Source organism: Rhodococcus sp. OK302 (assembly GCF_002245895.1).
Taxonomy (GTDB): Bacteria; Actinomycetota; Actinomycetes; order Mycobacteriales; family Mycobacteriaceae; genus Rhodococcus_F.
The window spans coordinates 1,120,958-1,133,819 of sequence record NZ_NPJZ01000001.1; the positions used below are offsets into that span (position 1 = coordinate 1,120,958).

The 12,862-nt window shown below is 61.0% G+C and carries 13 protein-coding genes; 8 read left to right on the plus strand and 5 right to left on the minus strand.

Annotated elements, in window-relative coordinates:
• Window position 1: 1 nt before the first annotated feature.
• The gene (locus tag BDB13_RS05040; RefSeq protein WP_094270672.1) at window positions 2-769 is read right to left on the minus strand and encodes an SDR family NAD(P)-dependent oxidoreductase; all 768 of its coding nucleotides are present in this window, start codon (window positions 767-769) and stop codon (window positions 2-4) included.
• Between the two features lie 145 nt (window positions 770-914).
• On the opposite strand from BDB13_RS05040, the gene BDB13_RS05045 reads away from it, so the two are divergent.
• The 3 genes from BDB13_RS05045 (at window position 915) to BDB13_RS05055 (ending at window position 3,417) form a co-directional block, all read left to right on the plus strand.
• Complete coding sequence (locus BDB13_RS05045) at window positions 915-1,580, plus strand: DUF6308 family protein (RefSeq protein WP_094270673.1); 666 nt, start codon at window positions 915-917, stop codon at window positions 1,578-1,580.
• 9 nt (window positions 1,581-1,589) lie between these two features.
• Complete coding sequence (locus BDB13_RS05050; protein WP_094270674.1) at window positions 1,590-2,072, plus strand: NADAR family protein; 483 nt, start codon at window positions 1,590-1,592, stop codon at window positions 2,070-2,072.
• 106 nt (window positions 2,073-2,178) lie between these two features.
• The gene (locus BDB13_RS05055; RefSeq protein WP_094270675.1) at window positions 2,179-3,417 is read left to right on the plus strand and encodes an HNH endonuclease signature motif containing protein; all 1,239 of its coding nucleotides are present in this window, start codon (window positions 2,179-2,181) and stop codon (window positions 3,415-3,417) included.
• Between the two features lie 63 nt (window positions 3,418-3,480).
• Here the strand turns inward: BDB13_RS05055 and BDB13_RS05060 are convergent, their stop codons facing one another.
• Window positions 3,481-4,179: a TetR/AcrR family transcriptional regulator gene (locus BDB13_RS05060; protein WP_094270676.1), complete on the minus strand. Its 699-nt coding sequence runs from the start codon at window positions 4,177-4,179 to the stop codon at window positions 3,481-3,483.
• 117 nt (window positions 4,180-4,296) lie between these two features.
• On the opposite strand from BDB13_RS05060, the gene BDB13_RS05065 reads away from it, so the two are divergent.
• Genes BDB13_RS05065 through BDB13_RS05085 form a run of 5 tightly spaced genes read left to right on the plus strand, consistent with a single transcriptional unit; the run spans window position 4,297 to window position 9,919 of the window.
• Window positions 4,297-5,487: a lipid-transfer protein gene (locus tag BDB13_RS05065; RefSeq protein WP_094270677.1), complete on the plus strand. Its 1,191-nt coding sequence runs from the start codon at window positions 4,297-4,299 to the stop codon at window positions 5,485-5,487.
• A 33-nt stretch (window positions 5,488-5,520) separates the two neighbouring features.
• Window positions 5,521-5,952 (plus strand): type II toxin-antitoxin system Rv0910 family toxin, encoded by a 432-nt coding sequence (locus BDB13_RS05070; RefSeq protein WP_094270678.1) that lies wholly within the window; start codon window positions 5,521-5,523, stop codon window positions 5,950-5,952.
• A gap of 6 nt (window positions 5,953-5,958) precedes the next feature.
• A complete protein-coding gene (locus BDB13_RS05075; protein WP_094270679.1) occupies window positions 5,959-6,825 on the plus strand; it encodes a MaoC/PaaZ C-terminal domain-containing protein in 867 nt (288 codons plus the stop codon).
• Window positions 6,826-6,849: 24 nt separating this feature from the next.
• Window positions 6,850-7,716 carry an SDR family oxidoreductase gene (locus BDB13_RS05080; protein WP_094270680.1) on the plus strand — a complete coding sequence of 289 codons (867 nt, stop codon included), beginning with the start codon at window positions 6,850-6,852 and terminating at the stop codon, window positions 7,714-7,716.
• 4 nt (window positions 7,717-7,720) lie between these two features.
• Complete coding sequence (locus BDB13_RS05085; RefSeq protein WP_094270681.1) at window positions 7,721-9,919, plus strand: acyl-CoA dehydrogenase; 2,199 nt, start codon at window positions 7,721-7,723, stop codon at window positions 9,917-9,919.
• A gap of 23 nt (window positions 9,920-9,942) precedes the next feature.
• On the opposite strand, the gene BDB13_RS05090 is transcribed toward BDB13_RS05085, so the two are convergent.
• The 3 genes from BDB13_RS05090 to BDB13_RS05100 form a co-directional block, all read right to left on the minus strand.
• Window positions 9,943-11,355, minus strand: coding sequence for an amidase (locus BDB13_RS05090; RefSeq protein ID WP_094270682.1), 1,413 nt, complete (start codon window positions 11,353-11,355; stop codon window positions 9,943-9,945).
• A gap of 110 nt (window positions 11,356-11,465) precedes the next feature.
• Window positions 11,466-12,116: a sterol desaturase family protein gene (locus BDB13_RS05095; RefSeq protein WP_094270683.1), complete on the minus strand. Its 651-nt coding sequence runs from the start codon at window positions 12,114-12,116 to the stop codon at window positions 11,466-11,468.
• A complete protein-coding gene (locus BDB13_RS05100; RefSeq protein WP_094270684.1) occupies window positions 12,113-12,835 on the minus strand; it encodes a FadR/GntR family transcriptional regulator in 723 nt (240 codons plus the stop codon). Before BDB13_RS05100 ends, BDB13_RS05095 begins: the two co-directional genes overlap by 4 nt.
• Between the last annotated feature and the right edge of the window lie 27 nt (window positions 12,836-12,862).

Below are 12,862 nucleotides of genomic sequence, written 5' to 3' on the forward strand. Positions count from 1 at the left end.
ACTAGCGCGGCGTCATGCGGAGAGCGCCATCCATGCGGATGGTCTCACCGTTGAGGTAATCGTGCTCGACGATCATCTGCGCGAGCTGCGCGTACTCCGACGGCTGGCCCAGACGAGACGGGAACGGAACGCCGGCTTCGAGACCCTTGCGGTACTCGTCCGTGACTCCCGCGAGCATCGGGGTGTCGATGATGCCGGGAGCAATCGTGTTGACGCGGATGCCGAACTGCGCGAGGTCGCGGGCAGCGGGAACCGTCATGCCGTGCACGCCGCCCTTGGAGGCGGAGTACGCGATTTGGCCGATCTGGCCCTCGAACGCGGCAACGGAAGCGGTGTTGATGACAACGCCGCGCTGACCGGACTCGTCGACGGTGTCCGTCTTGGACATAGCGTCGGCAGCCAGGCGCATCACGTTGAACGTGCCCAGCAGGTTGACGGTGATGACCGTGCGGAACAGTTCCAGGTCATGCGGGCCGTTCTTGGACAGGATGCGACCGGCCCAGCCGACACCGGCGCAGTTGACGACAATGCGCAGGGGTGAACCCGACTCGACGATCTGCTTGATTGCAGCTTCGACCTCTTCGCCGCTGGTCACGTCCGTGGGGATGAGCGTGACACCTGCGGGGACATTGTCGCCGGCACGCTCGATGGAGGCGGGCAGGTCCAAGCCGAAGACGGTGGCTCCGGCCTCGGCGAGGCGCTTGGCGGTTGCTGCGCCGAGGCCCGACGCTGCGCCGGTGACCAGTGCTGCGGTTCCCTTGATTTCCACTTCGTTTACTCCTCGAGTTAGCGATCGGTAGGGCGGTGGTGCGTGGTGAGAACCATAACGCGGACGGGGATGTGAGGGCGAACGTGTGAGTTCGCGGGAGTCCTGAGTACTTTGGACCTCATGCAACGAGAGGGAGTGAACGGCTGTGGACGAGGCTGATCAGGTGTCGATCCGGTTGCCGCGAGTTTTGCGCGATGGCGACGACGCCGGGGCGCTCGACGTGCTCGAGGAGTACTTCACGAGGGCAGTCCCGAAGACCGGCTATCTGCGGACCGGTGCGCTGTGGGATTCATGGGATCCCAGCGGTACCCGTGCGCGCGATACCGATGTTTTCACTGCGGAAGATCTTGTCGCCGTGACATTCCTGTCTGTGCAGGTGCCCGCGCAAGGTGTATTCGTTCTGCTCGGAGACGAGAACGCGAAACTGAACCAACTCCTGGCTGCTGTCGGTCCGGACCGCGACCTGGTCGACGAGTCCGAGCCGATGACGGAAGAATCCCCGACAGGACGGCTGGAAACAGCCTTGCGGGACATCCATGGCGTCGGCCGCATCGTGGCGTCCAAGCTCATTGCACGTAAGCGCCCCAGGCTCTACCCGATTTACGACGATGTCTTGGGCCGCGAACTCCGGACAAAATCTGCTCACGTGGAACCGGTGCGACAGGCGATGCGGGAGCGCGACGGTGAACTGCATCGGAAGCTGCTCGACCTGCGTAACCGTGCGGAGATCGACGAGTCAGTGCCGGCGGTGCGGATCCTGGACGTGCTGGCCTGGATGCAAGGTAAGGGCTACAAGCCGAATCTGACGTAGGGAGACCCGATGGAGCAACGTCAGTGGCAGCTGGGAGAGCTTCCGACCCCGGTCATCAATTCTTTCGTCGGCGACCACGAATACATGTCAAACCTGTATCCCGCACCTACCCTCTATCGGGGTCAACTTTTCCCTTCGAGCGAGCATGCCTATGCTGCGGCGAAAACGTTGGATCAGAGGGTGATCCGGGCGATTCTCTCCACCGATGATCCAGCTGAGGCAAAGAAGCTCGGTCGCAGTGCCGAGCTGATTGCTGACTGGGAAGCAATGAAGTTTCGGGTGATGGAATCTGTTGTCGGTGCAAAGTTCACCTACAATCTTGAACTTGCAGATCAGCTCCGCACGACATCAGGCTCACTGCTCGTCGAAGGCAACATCTGGCATGACCAGATCTGGGGGAGCTGTAGTTGCTCGCGGCATCGAGACATTCCGGGTGAGAACGCACTCGGCATCATCCTCATGGGGGTCAGAATGAGGTTGGGTGCCGTGTAGTCTGAGTCTAATTGCTCTGTATATCAACAACTCTCGAGCACAAGTGCTCGAAAACCTGTCCGAAATGTCCCTAGGAATCGAAATCCTGTTCGATTAGAATTGGAGCATGGGAAATCGGGAAGCGTGGCAACTGGACGGTGAGGGTCTCAAGGCGGAGGTTCTCGACCTGGTCCGCGCCCGCCATGACATGCAATCGCGCATGGTGCACCTCGTTGTCGAGATGTTCACGCGTGATGCTCTCCCGGATACGGGCTTTCGGGCTATCGCCCAGTGGTTGCACCGGTCCACCAATCTCGAGATCGGCGAATGCAGCCAACTGGTCAGCCTCGCACGGTTGTTCATGCTTGAACCTGTAGTCGCACAGTCCTTTCACGATGGTGACATCGATATGCAGAAGGCCCGTCAGGTGGCACAGTTCTGCCAGCGCCCACCCAAGAATATGCATATCGCGGACATCGAAAAGGCTCGGGAAATCCTTCTGGACCTCGCCTCGAAAAAAGTTTCCGACTGCGAGGCAGTCCGAGCAGCCATCCGGCGCATCGAAAAGAAGTACGGCAACCGCGACGACGGCGTCCCCATCGGAGAGGATTCCGAGCGCAACGAGTTCTATGCCTCGAAAGGTTTGTACGGCCGCGTCAGCGTCAAAGGCGACCTCGACGCCGTCAACGGAGCCCGCCTCATTGCCCTACTGTCCGGACTCTCGAAGCCGACTCCCGAAATCGACGGTGTGAAAGATCTTCGCACCCCGGCACTTCGACGGGCTGACGGTTTCTGTGAACTACTGCGCCGCTTCGAGATGGCCGGCCTCGGCCCCGTCGAAGGTGGCGTCAAACCGCACCTGACGATTACTGCTACCGCGAAAGACCTCACGGACCTGCAGGCATTGAAAGACCTTTTGCCGTCCACTGAGGAACTCGGGTATGCGATCACCAACTGGGCCGGGCCTATCAGCCTCGACAGCGCCCGCATGCTGGCCTGCGATTGTATGGTCACCCGAATCCTGCTCGATAAGAACGGTGTTCCGCTCAATCATGGGCTCGACGAGCGAACCGCGACGGTCCCGCAGCGGCGAGCTTTGGCTGTCAGGGATGGCGGATGCGCGTTTCCCGGCTGCGGCACTCCGCCCGGATGGTGCGACGCCCACCATATTGTTCATTGGATAGACAGTGGTCCAACGGATTTCGACAATCTCATACTTTTGTGCGGTCACCATCATCGGTTGCTGCACCATACCGAGTGGAGTGTCGAGATCGGGGATGATCGGAAAACTCGGTTCTATCCACCGATGTCGGTAGATCCGTATCAGGTTCCGATATCGGGGAACAGTCCGCCGACAGCAGCCTGAACAGCCGAATACGCAACGTGCACACCGGGAAAGAAACATGCCCCGGTGTGCACGCGCTGCTGTTTACAACTCCGAAATGGGGGTCTTCAGGGTGATATCGATACCCATCCGGCGGAGATTGCCGTCGAGGACCTGCCAGATGGAAAGTTCGAGGAAGTCGGCCAATTCGGTGCTCGAGACGTCGGATCCCGGTTGGCTGAGCCATCGATTGACGCTGACGTCGACCAGTCCGATGAGCCCGAAAGCTAACGGCTCAGCCATCTTTGACGGCTTTCCGCGGCTCGCCAGAATTGCGCCCAACAGATTGCCCAACTGAACGGCGATGGCGGTCTTCGTTCCGGTGACAACTTTGGAACCGACTACCTTCGAGCCCGTTGTCCGTGTGCTCGGCGAACCCTTGCCTAAGAAGTGGTGCAGCCGTGGATATTTCATGATCCATTGGATGTAGGTGTGGACTGCCCGCGAAATGGTGTCGCCCACTGTGCCCGCCGGGGTGAGGGTGGGCGTCAGATCACTCATCATCATGTCGAGGATCCGGACCCGCAACTGTTCGTCGAGATCGGCACGATCCTTGAAGATCCGATACACGACCGAACGGGGTACATCGGCGCGCTCCGCGATCAGTTGAACGCCGATGTCGGCGCCGCCCTCGTTGACGGCGTCGAGGGCCGCGTCGAGGATCCGTGCTCGGCGTTGCTCCTTGTGATCGTTCCAGCGAGTGCTGCGCCCGTCGGGCTGCGCCGACTCAGCTGTATTCGTCATTTGTCGAACGATACCTACCGAGCCCCGATACCTACCAACCATTGACTGGACATGATGTCTCACATACTTTGGTGGGACAGCGTGTCACACACAGATACCGTCTCTTCAGGAGTGGCAATGAGCAACAGGGTTTTTGTCGTCGGCGTCGGCATGACGAAGTTCGAGAAGCCGGGAGCCCGTGACTGGGACTATCCCGACATGGCGCGGGAGTCCGGAACCAAGGCGCTCGAAGACGCGGGTATCGAGTACAGCCAGGTTGAGCAGGCGTTTGTCGGCTATGTGTACGGCGAGTCCACGGCAGGTCAGCGCGCTGTCTACGAGCTCGGCATGACGGGCATTCCCATAGTCAACGTCAACAACAACTGTTCGACGGGTTCGACCGCTCTGTACCTGGCAGTGCAAGCCGTCAAGAGTGGGCAGGCAGACTGCGCGTTGGCTCTGGGCTTCGAGAAGATGCTCCCCGGCTCGCTGGGCACCATGTACGACGACCGCGAACAGCCGTTGATGCGTCACTTGCTCGCGCTGGCTGAGCTTCAGGAATTTGCGATGCCGCCCGCCCCGTACATGTTCGGCGCCGCCGGCCTCGAGCACATGGAACGCTTCGGCACCACAGTCGAGCAGTTCGCGAAGATCGCAGTTAAAAACCACAAGCACTCGATGAACAACCCGTACGCGCAGTTCCAGGACGAGTACACGCTCGAGCAGATCCTCGAAGCGAAGAAAATCCACGGACCGCTCACCAAACTCCAGTGCTCACCCACTTCCGACGGATCCGGCGCTGCGATTCTGGCCAGCGAAGCATTTGTCGAGAAGCACGGACTGGCCGCCCGCGCCATCGAGATTGTCGGCCAGGCCATGGTCACCGACATGAACAGCACTTTCGAGGACAAGAGTGCCATCAGCCTCGTGGGTGCCGACATGACTCGTAAGGCCGCCGAAAAGGTCTATGCGCAAGCCGGAATCACGGCAGCCGACGTTGACGTCATCGAACTGCACGACTGCTTCTCCACCAACGAGTTGCTCACTTACGAAGCACTCGGTCTCTGTGCCGAAGGAGACGGTGGCAAGCTCGTCGACGCCGACGACACCACGTATGGCGGCCGATGGGTCGTCAACCCGTCCGGCGGTTTGATTTCCAAGGGTCACCCACTGGGCGCTACCGGCCTCGCCCAGTGTGCCGAACTCACCTGGCAACTCCGGGGAACTGCCGACAAGCGTCAGGTTGACGGCGCGAAAGTTGCTCTGCAGCACAATATCGGCCTCGGCGGCGCAGTTGTCGTCACGGCTTACAAGCCCTACATGCGTTGAATCGAAAACCCACTACCTTCAAGGAGTTTCACCATGGCTTCCGTTTCCGTCTCAGCCGTACTGCCCGCTTCTCCCGAAAAGACTTGGGACACACTCTCTGATCTCTCGCGTTGGGAAGAATGGCTCACTATCCACCAGGGCTGGAAGAGTGAACTGCCCACCACGGTCTCGCTGGGCGCCAAGTTCACCGAAGTTGTTTCCGTGATGGGTATGGCCAACAAGATCGAGTGGACCGTCGAAGAGGTCGAGGTTCCCAAGATGGTCAAGATCGGGGGCACCGGAATGGCAGGTGTCACTGTAGAATTCGTTCTCTCCGTCGAAGCTGACGGCACGGGATCTCGTGCCACTGTCGACGCCAGCTTCAAGGGCGCCATGATCGTCGGGCCGATCGGCAAAGCAGTTGCCAAGAATGCCAAGGTGGATCTCGAGGCTTCGCTGGCGAAGTTCGCCGAGTTGGTCGGATAAAGCACTATGACAACACCCACCGTCCAATTCGATACTTCCGGTCTGGACGTCTGGACTGATCCGGAACACTTCGAGGTAACAGCCGAGCGTATTGCCGAATATGCGGCTGCCACCAACGATCCCATCGAGCGGCACTTGCGCGGCGAAATCGCCCCGCCCGTGTTCGCGGTGGTGCCGGTCTTCATGTCGATGGCACCCGCAGCACTGTCGGTGGCGCCGGTGGAACTGCTGATGAAGCTGGTGCACGGTGAGCAGGATTTCCTGTTCCATCGTCCCATCTACCCCGGCGATCACCTGGTGGCGCGGGCAAAGCCCATCGGATTCGAGGGCCGTGACAACGGATCAACCGTAGTCATCTATGTCGAAACCAAAACCGACAAGGGCGAATTGGTCAATGAGCAGTGGATGACGGCATTCTTCCGCAAGGTCGACGCCGGCACCGGTCTGGGCGAGAAGGCGCCGAATCATCGCTTCGGCGAAGCACTTCGGGACGCCGCTCCCGCCGCAGTCGTGAATCAGCACATCGACGAGGATCAGACGTTCCGGTACTCACCGGCCTCCGGGGATCCGATGCCGATTCACCTCGACGACGAGATCGCCCGCCTGTCCGGCCTTCCGGGAATCATCAACCACGGACTGTGCACGATGGCATTCACGTCGTGGGGCGCCCTCACGGAACTAGCCGACGGCCAGACCGAGCGTTTACGCCGTCTCGCAGTGCGATTCGCGAAGCCTGTGCTCCCGACACAGGACATGGAGACCACCTTCTACAAGTCCGGATCGGCCGACGGAGCTACCTCGTATTCGTATGAAACCAGCGCGGTCGGTGACCTCGTCATCAAGGACGGTCTTGCCGTCATCAGCGACATCTGAAACCACTCGAGGAGAACTGAACTTATGGGAAGTCTGGACGGTCGCGTAGCGATCATCACCGGTGCCGGACGCGGCATCGGCCGTGAGCATGCATTGCTCTTCGCCCGCGAAGGCGCCAGCGTCGTAGTCAACGACCTCGGCGGTGCCAACGACGGTTCCGGTGCGGATGCCGGCCCGGCGCAGCAGGTAGTCGACGAAATCATCGCCGCCGGCGGCGCAGCTGTTGCCAACACGGATAACGTCGCGACGTGGGACGGCGCGGAAGGTCTGGTCAGGCAGGCCATCCGCGAGTTCGGTCGACTCGACATCCTCGTCAACAATGCCGGCATCCTTCGCGACGCCTTTATCGCGGGCATGGACGAAAGCCAGTGGGACTCGGTCATTGCCGTTCACCTCAAAGGACATGCTGCGACGCTCCATCACGCTGCCGCGTACTGGAAAGCGCAGAGCAAGGCGGGGGAGACCGTCAATGCGTCGGTCATCAATACTGCTTCGGCCTCAGGCACATTCATGCCGAACGCCGGTCAGGGCAACTACGGCGCAGCGAAGGCCGGCATCGCAGCCCTGACCCTGGTAGCTGCCGACGAACTCGATCGGTACGGCGTGCGCGTCAACGCAATTGCCCCGATCGCGCGTACCCGACTGACTTTGGCGACCCCCGGAATGGGTGCGCTATTTGCAGCCGAAGTTCCCGAGGGCGAGTTCGACGCTTTTGCTCCGTCCAACATCTCGCCATTGGTGGCGTATCTCGCGGGGCCGGACTGCAAACTCACCGGCAAGGTCTATGCCGTACAGGGCGGGGCTATCACCGAGTTGGCCGGTTGGCATGACGTCAACACCATCGAGAGCGAAGGTCCCTGGACCGTCGCAGACCTCGCAGAGCGTCTGTAAAGCCATGGCGCGCAATGCGTACGAACTCGGCCTCGGGCTCAGTGAAGAACACACAGCACTCGCAGATTCGGTGCGGGCCTTCGCCGAGCGCACCATCACTGCCGAACAGGTTCGGGCGGCGGTAGAGTCCCGGTCCGAGGAAAAGTTCCCGGAATTCTGGCCCGCCCTGGTCGGTCAGGATCTGCTGGGGCTCGCGGTCCCCGAGGCTCAGGGCGGCCACGGCGCGGGTCTTCTCACCCTCGCTGTGGCTCTGGAAGCCTTGGGCCGCACTGTCTCTCCCGGACCTTTTGTTTCGACTGTTCTGGCGAGTGCAGTTCTCGGTGCCGCAGATTCGAAGGCGAGACTGGAGTTCTTGCCGGGCCTACTCGACGGAACACACACGGCAGCCGTTGCTTTGGGTACACCCTTGGTGGCGGAAGCTGCTGACGGCGGCTACCGCATAACCGGTGTACTCGACGCTGTTCTTGGCGGCGAACATGCCGACGTGCTGCTGGTACCAGCGGCGTTACCCGAGGGCGTTCGGTACGTCGTACTCGACAGCAGTGCAGTCTCGATCACGGTGCAGGACAGTATCGATGTGCTGCGCGGTAGTGCACGCCTAGAAGTCGACAGTGTGCAGATAAGCGCCGATCGAGTGCTCGACGGTTTGACCGCAACTCGCGTACGATCCATCGCCGCCGTGGTTTTGGGCGCCGAGGACGTCGGCGTCATGTCCTGGTGTGTTTCCACGGCGTCGGAGTACGCCAAGACTCGTGTGCAGTTCGGACGTCCCATTGGCCAGTTCCAGGGTGTCAAGCACAAATGTGCTCAGATGGGCATTGCGCTCGAGCAAGCTCGTGCCGTGGTGTGGGATGCCGCAAGTGCCCTGGACAAGGGTGACGACACAGCAGATTTTGCTGCGGACATCGCCGCCGTCATTGTCCCCGACGCAGCGGTGCAGGTGGCGCAGGATTGCATCCAGGTCCACGGGGGCATCGGTTTCACGTGGGAGCACGACGCTCACTTGTACTACCGTCGGGCGCTGTCGATTCGTGGCATTCTCGGAACTCGCGAGGATCGTGCCAATCGTGTTGCGCAGCAGGCGATCGACGGCATCAGCCGGGCTTCGGTTCTCGAATTGCCGCTCGAGGCCGAGGTTATTCGCGGCCAGATCGCAAGCGAACTCGCGAAGCTGGTCGATCTGGACGAGGACGATCAGTTGATCGCTCTCGGTGATGGAGGTTGGGTCCACCCGCATCTACCGAAGCCGTACGGCCGCAGCGCCGCTCCGCTCGAGCAGATTGTGATCTCGCAGGAGATCAAGGCGGCCGGCATCGCGATGCCGCAACTCCTGATGGGCGGCTGGGCCGTTCAGGCGGTTGTTGCTCACGGCACTGACAAACAGAAGCAGGAACTGGCAGTACCCACATTGCAGGGCGAGTTGGTGTGGTGCCAGCTGTTCAGTGAGCCCGGCGCCGGTTCCGACCTCGCCTCGTTGTCGACGAAGGCCGAAAAGGTAGACGGCGGTTGGAAAGTCACCGGTCAGAAGATCTGGACCACGGTGGCGCAGTTCTCCGACTGGGCGATGCTCATTGCCCGCACGGATGCCGCCAAGCCGAAACATCAAGGCATCACCTACTTCGTGCTGGATATGTCGACGCCGGGAATCACTGTCCGTCCGTTGCGTGAAATGACGGGCTCGGCGCTGTTCAACGAAGTATTCCTCGACGACGTCTTCATTCCCGACGAGAATGTGGTCGGAGAAGTGAACGACGGCTGGAACGTCGCACGTACAACCCTGGCCGGTGAGCGCGTCGCGCTGAGTCAGAAGATGGAGGCTTATGCGTCGGACACGGATCTGCTGAAGTTCGCGAAGTCTGCACACCTCAGCCCGATCGGGCGCTACCGCGTCGGCGAGCTTGTTGCCGAAAGTCAGGCCATCGATCTCATCGGTTCTCGCGTTGTGCTCAAACAACTTTCGGGAATCGATGTAAGTACCACGTCGAGCGTCGGCAAGCTTCTGGCCATGAAGATCAGCCAGTCGATCGCCGAGTTCGTGGTCGCGGAACTAGGTGCTGCCGGAGCGGTCAGCATCCCGGGTAAGCCCAGCGACAAGGCGATGGAGCAGCTGATCTCAGGCCGCGCCACCACCATCTACGGCGGCACCACCGAGGTGCAGCTCAACGTGATCGGTGAGCGCATGCTCGGGTTGCCGCGCGACTGATCGTTACTTCCGGAGGTGGTGGCTCAGTCCTGGATTCGATTCCAGGGCTGGGCCTCTTCCAGTTCGAAGGCCAACTCGAGCAGAGTGCGCTCATCGCCGAGATCTGCCGAGAAATGGGAAGCCAGTGGTAGGCCGTTGCTGGTTTGGTGCATCGGCAACGAGATTGCGGGACCACCGGAGATGTTGTTGAGGGGGGTGAACGACGTGTAGGCGATCAGCTTGTCGAACAGTTCCTCGAAAGGCTGAGCCGGGGAAAGGTATCCAAGCTCGGGCGTAGTGTGGGCGAGTGTCGGGGAGAGCACGACATCGTACTTCTGGAACATTGCCGAATACTGCTGCTGGACGCGGCGTAGCCGATAAAATGCCCGCGGAGTCTTCGCGAGATTCTTCCGGTACAGCGAGTACAGACCGCGCGAGAGATTGTCGGTAGCGGACTTGTCGAAGTCGGAGCCCAACATCTGCTTGCCGCCGGTAGATATTGCGAAAGACAGGAATCCCCAGTAGATCCCGAAATCCTCGACGAACTCTTGCCCCACGGGATGCACGGCGTCTTCGACATGATGGCCGAGTTCGGCGAGCAGTTCCGCTGTGGCTGCAACAGATTTACGGGTTTCGTCATCCGTCTTGGTGACGGTTACGGAATCAGTGATCACGCCGACGCGTAGACGAGTGGGACTGGGGCCTTCGATCAGGCGAACCGGGGCGAGTCGTGGATTGCGGTAGTAACCTTCGGCTGCCGACATCCAACGTGCGGTGTCGCGGACAGTCCTGGTGACGGCGCCCTGCGAGATGATCCGGATCGGCAAGGACTTGTCCGCGGGATCGGCGACGGTCCGGCCACGGGTGGTTTTGAGGCCGACCAGCCCGCACGCGGCAGCGGGGATGCGGATGGAACCGCCGCCGTCGTTGGCATGCGCGAAGGGGAGGACGCCCGACGCGACCAATGCTGCGGAACCGCCCGACGACGCACCCGCCGAGTAGGCCGGGTTCCAGGGATTGCGGACTGGTTCTTCGGTCATGAACTCGGTGGAAGCGTTGAATCCGAACTCGGGCAGCCGGGACTTTCCGATGGAAATTGCGCCGGTGGACAGGAACTGCTTCGCGAAGTCGCTGTCCGCCATGGCGGGGAGGGCGGTGAAGGCCGTGCTTCCCTGCTGGGTGGGCAGACCGGCGCTGTCGGTGTTGTCCTTGATTGCGGTGGGGACACCCGCAAAGATTCCCGTGGTCGGCCTCTTGCTCCGCACCAGAGCACGGTCGAAATCTGTGTACGCAAGGCCGTTGATTTGCCCCTGCATCGCTTCGGCGCGGGCGATCGAGGCCTCCATGACCTCCCGCGCAGTCACCTCACCGGATGCGATCCGGGCAGCAACACCCGTGGCGTCGAGATCGCCCAAGGCGTCGTCGGTGAATGCGTGAACAGGCAAATTCGTAGACATCGGATTCCTTGATCAACGGCGGCAGGGTCGTCCGTCCAGGGTATTGGACGGACGACCCGAGGGTGCCGGTATGCGAGTATCAGCTGCCGAAGACAGGAAAGCGGCCAGGTTCACAGGTTCGATGTGGCGCCATGCAAGTTCTTGGCAGTGGGAGAGGTTTCCACAGATTTCGGGGCGGGGTAGGTGCCCAGTACGCGGTCGGCTGTCCCGGCTGTTGTGACGGTGAACCAGTAGTGCTCGTTCTTGAAGTGATGGTTGCGGTGATTTCGCCAAACCGATTTGTAGAGAGCAGTTTTCGGCTTGTAGTCGCTGTGGATCAGGAAGTGAGTCCACTCGTAGATCAGTCCGATTACGGAAATACAGGTCAGGAACGTGAGGGCGAGTTCGATGCGAGGAAACGCGAGTAGGGCGACGGCGGCCAGAACTGGAATCACGATCAGGAGGGTCTGCCACGGAATGAAGATCAAGGGAACCGTGCGCGGCGACGCATGGTGTTCGCGATGGCTGCGTGCCAGCCGCGAATCGATGGTGATGCCGGCAATCTTCCGAGGTTTCCAATGCAGGATGACGACGTGAATAGTCCACTCCACGAACGGAAATACGGCAATCATCACGAGGGGAACCAGGGCATCGGTGATCTGCCAGTTGCCCAGTGCAATTCGTGATGCTGTCGCAGCGACCAACATTGCCCCGATCATCCACGGGGTGGGCGACTTGCGGAAGGTTCGAGCGGCATCGGAGAGTGTCAGTGGCGTGCTCATGGTTTCAGTCCTTCCAGGAACGTGAGGGCCTCACCGATCGCCGTCGTGCCCGAGCGCAGAAGCTCCCCGGCCAGCGCCGCAGAGGTGGGCTCGTCGTGTGTGGTGATGGCAGTAGCCAGTTTTCGATACAGTTCGGTCTGGCCGACCTCGGCAACCATGACCGCGGCCAGGGCCGTCATCGCAGGTTCGTAGGCGGTGCGGAGACTGTTGAAGATCAACCTGAACGCGATGGAATCGGCACCGTCGACAACAAATTCCCAGAACGCGAGTGCGCGGTTCTGTTGTTCCACGGGATCATCGGTGGCGGCAAGATGGTCGACGGCAGCGTGGAGTTCAATGCCGTGTTCCGGTGAAACGCGTCGGGCAGCCAAGGCAGCGATCTGCGGTCCCATCAACTCGCGGGCTTCGAGGACGCTGCGGACAACTGACAGATCCGGGACGCCGCCCCGAACAAGAAGCTGTGGCAGAAGTTCCGGCCCGGCCTGCCGTCGGAAATCGCGCACCGACGTCGACTCTCCCTGCCGGACTTCCACCAATCCGGCCTGGGCGAGCTTCTGCATTGCTTCCCGCACCGCGGGCCGGGAAACGCCGAACGCCTCGGCCAGCTTTCGTTCGCTGGGCAAGGCCTCGCCGGCTGCCAACTCTCCGGCCAGCACTTTTACCGAGATCTGATCGAAGACGGCGCCGGATGCCGAGGTGCGTGCAACGGGTTGGAACATGTATCGACGGTAGACCCGTCAGCCGCT

What these genes read in the sequence shown, in the direction of transcription:
- BDB13_RS05085 (WP_094270681.1), top strand. Translation starts at nt 7,721, where the DNA reads ATGGCGCGCAATGCGTACGAACTCGGCCTCGGGCTCAGTGAAGAACAC.
- BDB13_RS05050 (WP_094270674.1), top strand. Translation starts at nt 1,590, where the DNA reads ATGGAGCAACGTCAGTGGCAGCTGGGAGAGCTTCCGACCCCGGTCATC.
- BDB13_RS05095 (WP_094270683.1), bottom strand. Translation starts at nt 12,116, where the DNA reads ATGAGCACGCCACTGACACTCTCCGATGCCGCTCGAACCTTCCGCAAG.
- BDB13_RS05075 (WP_094270679.1), top strand. Translation starts at nt 5,959, where the DNA reads ATGACAACACCCACCGTCCAATTCGATACTTCCGGTCTGGACGTCTGG.
- BDB13_RS05070 (WP_094270678.1), top strand. Translation starts at nt 5,521, where the DNA reads ATGGCTTCCGTTTCCGTCTCAGCCGTACTGCCCGCTTCTCCCGAAAAG.
- BDB13_RS05065 (WP_094270677.1), top strand. Translation starts at nt 4,297, where the DNA reads ATGAGCAACAGGGTTTTTGTCGTCGGCGTCGGCATGACGAAGTTCGAG.
- BDB13_RS05055 (WP_094270675.1), top strand. Translation starts at nt 2,179, where the DNA reads ATGGGAAATCGGGAAGCGTGGCAACTGGACGGTGAGGGTCTCAAGGCG.
- BDB13_RS05080 (WP_094270680.1), top strand. Translation starts at nt 6,850, where the DNA reads ATGGGAAGTCTGGACGGTCGCGTAGCGATCATCACCGGTGCCGGACGC.
- BDB13_RS05100 (WP_094270684.1), bottom strand. Translation starts at nt 12,835, where the DNA reads ATGTTCCAACCCGTTGCACGCACCTCGGCATCCGGCGCCGTCTTCGAT.
- BDB13_RS05090 (WP_094270682.1), bottom strand. Translation starts at nt 11,355, where the DNA reads ATGTCTACGAATTTGCCTGTTCACGCATTCACCGACGACGCCTTGGGC.
- BDB13_RS05060 (WP_094270676.1), bottom strand. Translation starts at nt 4,179, where the DNA reads ATGACGAATACAGCTGAGTCGGCGCAGCCCGACGGGCGCAGCACTCGC.